The sequence below is a fragment of the Mesorhizobium sp. M1A.F.Ca.IN.020.06.1.1 genome, from assembly GCF_004023265.1.
Classification (GTDB): domain Bacteria; phylum Pseudomonadota; class Alphaproteobacteria; order Rhizobiales; family Rhizobiaceae; genus Mesorhizobium.
In genome coordinates, this window is record NZ_RZSR01000310.1 from 1 (window position 1) to 5,864 (window position 5,864).

The window sequence follows — 5,864 nt, forward strand, 5'->3', positions numbered from 1 at the left end:
TTGCCGCCCCCGGCGGCCTGCCGCAGAACCCGCCGCTGGCAGCGGGCGACAATCTCGTCACCTCGAGCTGGGACATTATGGCCGGCAGCGTCAAGCCGGCCGAGAACGTGCTGCTCTATGACGACAATGGCGGCCATCAGGGCATGGGCGCGGCGGAATTGATTGCCAACAGCGGCGCGAAGCTGGAGCTGGTCTCGCCCGAACGCTTCTTCGCGCCGGAAATGGGCGGCCTGAACCACGTGCCCTATATGCGGGCTTTCCACGAGAAAGGCGTCACCGTCACCATCAACACTCGTCTGCGCTCCGTGCGACGCGAGGGTAACCAGCTCATCGCCGAGCTGGCGTCGGACTTCGCCGATGGCTGGCGCGGCGAGCGGCGCGTCGACCAGGTGGTGGTCGAGCATGGCACCGCGCCGCTCGACGATCTCTACCTCGCGCTGAAGCCGCTGTCGAAGAATGGCGGCGCGGTCGACTACGAGCGGCTGGTAAGCGGCGGCGACATTTTTCCGCCGCGCAATCCGGAAGGCGGCTTTGTTCTGTTCCGCATCGGCGACGCAGTCGCCTCGCGCAACATCCACGCCGCTATCTATGACGGCATCAGGTTCGGCATCCGGATCTGAACCTCGGTCCTCCAATGGCCAGGCTAGACCTGACAGATCTTATTTGCAATTTTCGGGCGCGGATTCGGAGGGCTGCAACCGGGGTCGCATAGTCGGGGGGCTTGCTTGACCGGAAAAGATCTGTTCGTTCCGCGCCAGACCAATACGGCGCTCTATATCCAATTGCACGAGTCCGGGCACTCGTTGGGCGATCTTCTACGCGTGCAGAAGGCCTATCGCGTGGCATGCGCGATGTTCAACGGCCGCTATCGAAAGTCAGGACGGCCCTTTATCTGCCATGCGGTAGGCGCCGCCTCGTCTGTGGCGCATTTCGAAAGGGATCTCGATTTCGTCCTCGCGGCGATGTTCCATGCTGCCTATGACAGCGGCCAGTATCCGGACGGCAGGTCCAGCAGGCGCAGCGAGGCGCACCGGAAATGGCTGGAGGCGCGGATCGGGCCGAGGGCTGAAGGCCTCGTCGCCCGCGTCGGCGGCATGAAATTCGACACCGGCGACCCCGAGCGCCTTCTGCAGGAGGGCGTGCCGGCCGGCGATGAGGACATCCTGTTCCTGCAGCTTGCGCACGAGGTCGACGACCTCGCCGACGGCGGCTTGGCATTCGCACCCAAATATGGCCGCTCGATCGAAACGCGGGTCGCGGCCTGCGCCATCTTGGCCAGGCAACTGGGCCGCGAGGATCTCGCCGCGACGATCGAAACATATGGCGGCCGTTATGAAGCGCTTGGCTGGGCGGCAGCGCTTCAGGACGTCAGACTGGAAGGTTTTCGCATCGCGCCGAATATGCGGACCTATATAAAGCTGCGACGGGAAAAACTACGCGGCGGTTCCGTTGAGGTGATCTGATGCACCGGTGACGGCCGCACCACGGAAACGCACCGGACCTTCAAGGAGAGCCACCTGCCGCGTTGGTCCGGTGCGCCGCGCGCGGCCGCCGGCCTGCACCGGTACCGCGCGAGCCGTTGAGGGGTCAGAACATCCTGGCCGTGGCCATGCACAATACGGTGACGACCAGCAGCCCGCCGGCGAGGCGTTCGCTTTTGGTCATTTTCGCGCGCAACTGCGTTTGCGTCGCTGCATCGGCACCGGCCAATCGCCTGCTGGAAGAGGCGACCAGGGCGCCCTGCACGCCGGCGGCGATCAGCGCCGTCGCAATGCCCAGCGCCAGCACCATTTCCATCGGGCCGAAAGCGCCTTCGTGGAAGAAATACCAAAGCAGCAGACCGGTCAAAAAGACCATGCCGGAGGCGCCGAGTTGCGGCCGGATAAAGCGCTCCGCCTTGATCTCCGGATCACGGGCAACCGCAATGGTCGTGCCGGCCCAGAAGACACCGGCCATAACATGCAGGCCGATGACGACGATGTAGACATATTGCATGACCGCATTCCTCTCGTTCGCCCCGCCACCGGTGTGACGCTTTGCCTGTCGGTTTTTGTCTATCGGCTGGGTCCGACAACGTTAATAAGGCAAAGTTAGATATCTAATAGTTAGATGTCAATGCTTCATGCGGAGTTCCGCCAATCCATTGCTTGTTCTAGTGTCCAGCCATGACGCCATTTGATCGCCCGCCCATCGGCATGAATCTCGCTCGCACCGCCAAACTGGTGGCGCAGGCCTTTGACACTGCCTTGGTGGAAGTCGGAGGAACGCTGCCGGTCTGGGTAACCTTGCTCTCGGTCAAGTCGAAGGAACTGGCCAACCAGCGCGAGCTTGCCGGCATGATCGGCATCCAGGGCGCGACGCTGACGCATCACCTCAACGCCATGGAGGCGCAAGGGCTGCTGACGCGCCGCCGCGATCCGCAGAACCGCAGGGTGCATCAGGTGGCGCTGACCGAAACCGGTGAAGCGCTGTTCGAGAAGTTGCGCCTCGCGGCCGTCGCCTTCGACAAAAGGCTGAGAGCTGGGCTGCCGGACGACCGGCTTGCGGAATTCGCCGAGGTGCTGGCGGCGCTTCGGGCGAATGTGGGAGGTTAAGCCCGGCTGCCCTGCAGCACCTTGAGCTTCGCCTTCTTCGGGCTGCGCGCGGTAAGCCATTCGCGCGCCTTGTCCTGAGGCATCGGGAAGGCGATCGAATAGCCCTGCACCTGGTCGCAGCCGATCGCCATCAGCGAGTCGAGCTCGGCCTCGGTTTCCGCGCCCTCGGCGACGATCGAGATGCCGAGGCCGCGGGCAAGCTCGGTGATGGCGCGCACGATCTTAGTGTTGTCGCCGTTCTCGTTGATGTTCTGGACGAAGCGGCGGTCGATCTTCAGCCGATCGATCTCGTTCGGGTTGACATGGCTGAGTGAAGCATAGCCCGTGCCGAAATCGTCGAGCTCAAGATGGACGCCCGCCGCGCGGATATGCCTGAGCTTGGCGGCGATGCCGGTCTTCTCGTCGTCGAGGATGACGGATTCAACGATTTCCAGCGACAGCTTCTGCGGCGCAAGCCCGGCTCGCTCCAGCGTTCCGAACAGGAAATTGTCGAAATCCGGCTCGCGCAGCTCGGTGCCCGAGACATTGACGGCGATGCGTCCGAAATCGATGCCGGCGCGATCCCATTCGGCGGCTTCGTTGATCGCCTTGCTGATGACGATGCGGCCGATATCCGGCATGAAGCCGCACTTCTCCGCCACCGGGATGAATTCGCCGGGCGAGATCATGCCGCGCGTGGCGTGCTTCCAGCGCACCAGTGCTTCGATACCGCTGATCTTGCCGCTGGTGAGCGACACTTGAGGCTGGAAATAGACCTCGAAGGTCTTTTCCGCGATCGCCGTGCGGATGTCCTGCTCGAGCTGCTTGCGGTAGTCGAGCTCGCGCCGCAGCTCTTCGGAGAAGAAGGAGAAGCTGCCGCCGCCGAGCTTCTTGGCCGAATAGAGGGCGAGATCGGCATGGACGAGCAGGTCCTGCGCGTTGTCGGCGTCGACTGGATAGACGGCGATGCCGGCGCTGGCGCCAGGCATTATGGTCGTGCCCTGGAAGGTGATCGGCTCGTTGATGTTGGCGATGATGCGCTTGGCCAGTGCATGGATGTCCTCGGTGCTGCCGGCGCCGTTGAGGATCATCACGAACTCGTCGCCGCCGAGACGGGCGCAAAGATCCGATGCGCGGCAGGAATCGCGCATGCGTTGCGCGGTGACGACAAGCACATAGTCGCCCGCCGCGTGCCCCAGCGTGTCGTTGATCTGCTTGAAGCGGTCGAGGTCGAGTTGGATCACCGCCAGCCGCTCGCGGCGACGATGCGCGCCCTTGATCAGCGTGTCGAAATGATCGGTGAGGAAGGTGCGGTTGTGCAAGCCGGTCAGGCCGTCATGCACGGCGATGAAGGCCATCGAATTGCGGGCGTCGACCAGTTCATGCGTCTTGCGCAGGATGGCCTTGGACATCGGCCGGAAGATGAATAGCGCGACCAGCACGATGACGCCGATGGTGGCAAAGAACAGCGTGCGGTGCAGGCTGAGCATCTCATCCGACCGCTCGGTGGCGAAGGCGCTGATGCGCTGGCCGAGCGCGGCATAGCCGGACAAAGTCGCATTGGCGACGGAGGCGTCGAGGCCGACGCGCTCGCCGCCGCCCTTATAGCCGTCGCTTTGCATGCCGAGCTGGGATGCAAATGATGAAACCAGTCGATCGCCGTTGGCGATAAGGCCGACCGAGAAATAGTCGAGATGGAACGGCTTGCTGAACAGCACATATTCGATCGATTGCGGATCGTTGCGCGCCGGCGATAGCGGATCGGCGCCGGTCTCCTTGAGCAGCCGGTCGTAATTGGTCTCGAACTCGCCCGTTGCCTGCTTGAGCGCGGTGACCAGCGCCGGCTGCTTGTCGCGCGGGGCGGCACCGGTCGCGCTGGCCAGGAAAACGATGCGCTGCGACAGCGCTTTCTGCGTGGAGACGATGTTGAGCAGTGCGTCATTGTGCTGCTGCTGCGCCATCAACTGCTGCAGCAGGATGAAGGAAGCCATCACCATGGCGGCGATGATCAGCAAGGCCAGCCAGTAGCCGCTCTTGATCAGCAGAATCAGCTTGCGCGAAACGCTGTGCACCGGCTGCTGCGACATAACTGAGTGACCCCTCCCGATCGACGGATTCCTGCCATGAATATGCGGCGCCAGAACCCTTGACGTGAAAGGGTTAACAGCTCGGCAAACCGGCACGGTGCCGGAGCCGGCGGCGCGACAAAGCTGACAGGATGGTTATTATGTCCTTTCGCAGATCGTCGCATTTGAACACATCCTTGTCCGGCTGCGCTGAAGGAGCTGCGGCGCGGCTTGCGCAACGCCACCGAAGCGGTCGTTTTTGCGATGGATTTTTCTTGTCCGCAGCGCGACAGTCCGCATCGAACAAACAGGGCCAGACCATGAGCGCAGCGTTTCTCTCCCACATCGACAACGAGCTTGAGGGCCTGAAATCGGCCGGGCTCTACAAGTCCGAGCGGGTGATTTCCTCCACGCAGTCGGCCCTGATCGAGGTCGCCGGCCAGAAGGTGCTGAATTTCTGCGCCAACAACTATCTCGGCCTCGCCGACAGCCCCGAGCTGCGCGATGCGGCGAAGCAGGCGCTCGACCGCTACGGCTACGGCATGGCCTCGGTGCGCTTCATCTGCGGCACCCAGGAAGAACACAAAGAGCTCGAAGCCACCATCTCTTCCTTCCTCGGCATGGACGACACCATTCTCTACGGCTCCTGCTTCGATGCCAATGGCGGCCTGTTCGAGACGCTGCTCGGCGAGGAAGACGCCGTCATCTCGGACGCGCTGAACCACGCCTCGATCATCGACGGGGTGAGGCTCTCCAAGGCCAAGCGCTTCCGCTACGCCAACAACGACATGGCCGACCTCGAGGCGCGGCTGAAGGAGGCGAAGGACTGCCGCTTCCGGCTGATCGCCACCGACGGCGTGTTCTCGATGGACGGCATCATCGCCAACCTGCAAGGAGTCTGCGACCTCGCCGAGAAATACGACGCCATGGTCATGGTCGATGACAGCCATGCCGTTGGCTTCGTCGGCAAGAACGGCCGCGGCTCGGCCGAGCACTGCGGCGTCGAGGGCAGGGTGGACATCATCACAGGCACGCTCGGCAAGGCGCTGGGCGGCGCGTCCGGCGGCTATACTGCGGGGAAGAAACAGGTGGTCGACTGGCTGCGCCAGCGCTCGCGGCCCTATCTTTTCTCAAACACGCTGATGCCGGCGATCGCCGGCGCCTCGCTGAAAGTCTTCGAGCTGATCCGCAATGGCGATGCGCTGCGCCGCCGCCTATATACCAA

General features: G+C 63.2%; 5 protein-coding genes and 1 pseudogene. 4 read left to right on the forward strand and 2 right to left on the reverse strand.

What is annotated here, in order from left to right; translation table 11 throughout:
- Both EOA60_RS15475 and EOA60_RS15480 read left to right on the forward strand, forming a co-directional pair.
- Positions 1 to 620, forward strand: a pseudogene (locus tag EOA60_RS15475) (N-methylproline demethylase); the annotation flags it as partial.
- Between the two features lie 105 nt (positions 621 to 725).
- Positions 726 to 1,463: an HD domain-containing protein gene (locus tag EOA60_RS15480; RefSeq protein WP_128311571.1), complete on the forward strand. Its 738-nt coding sequence runs from the start codon at positions 726 to 728 to the stop codon at positions 1,461 to 1,463.
- A gap of 124 nt (positions 1,464 to 1,587) precedes the next feature.
- On the opposite strand, the gene EOA60_RS15485 is transcribed toward EOA60_RS15480, so the two are convergent.
- On the reverse strand, positions 1,588 to 1,995 hold the full coding sequence (locus EOA60_RS15485) for a hypothetical protein (RefSeq protein WP_095824784.1): 408 nt from the start codon (positions 1,993 to 1,995) through the stop codon (positions 1,588 to 1,590).
- A gap of 170 nt (positions 1,996 to 2,165) precedes the next feature.
- On the opposite strand from EOA60_RS15485, the gene EOA60_RS15490 reads away from it, so the two are divergent.
- Positions 2,166 to 2,594 carry a MarR family winged helix-turn-helix transcriptional regulator gene (locus tag EOA60_RS15490; RefSeq protein ID WP_095824783.1) on the forward strand — a complete coding sequence of 143 codons (429 nt, stop codon included), beginning with the start codon at positions 2,166 to 2,168 and terminating at the stop codon, positions 2,592 to 2,594.
- On the opposite strand, the gene EOA60_RS15495 is transcribed toward EOA60_RS15490, so the two are convergent.
- A complete protein-coding gene (locus tag EOA60_RS15495) occupies positions 2,591 to 4,660 on the reverse strand; it encodes an EAL domain-containing protein (protein WP_067000493.1) in 2,070 nt (689 codons plus the stop codon). The genes EOA60_RS15490 and EOA60_RS15495 overlap by 4 nt on opposite strands.
- A gap of 299 nt (positions 4,661 to 4,959) precedes the next feature.
- Between EOA60_RS15495 and EOA60_RS15500 the strand changes: the two genes are divergently transcribed.
- On the forward strand, positions 4,960 to 5,864 hold a 905-nt coding region (locus EOA60_RS15500; RefSeq protein ID WP_128311573.1), incomplete at its 3' end, for a glycine C-acetyltransferase.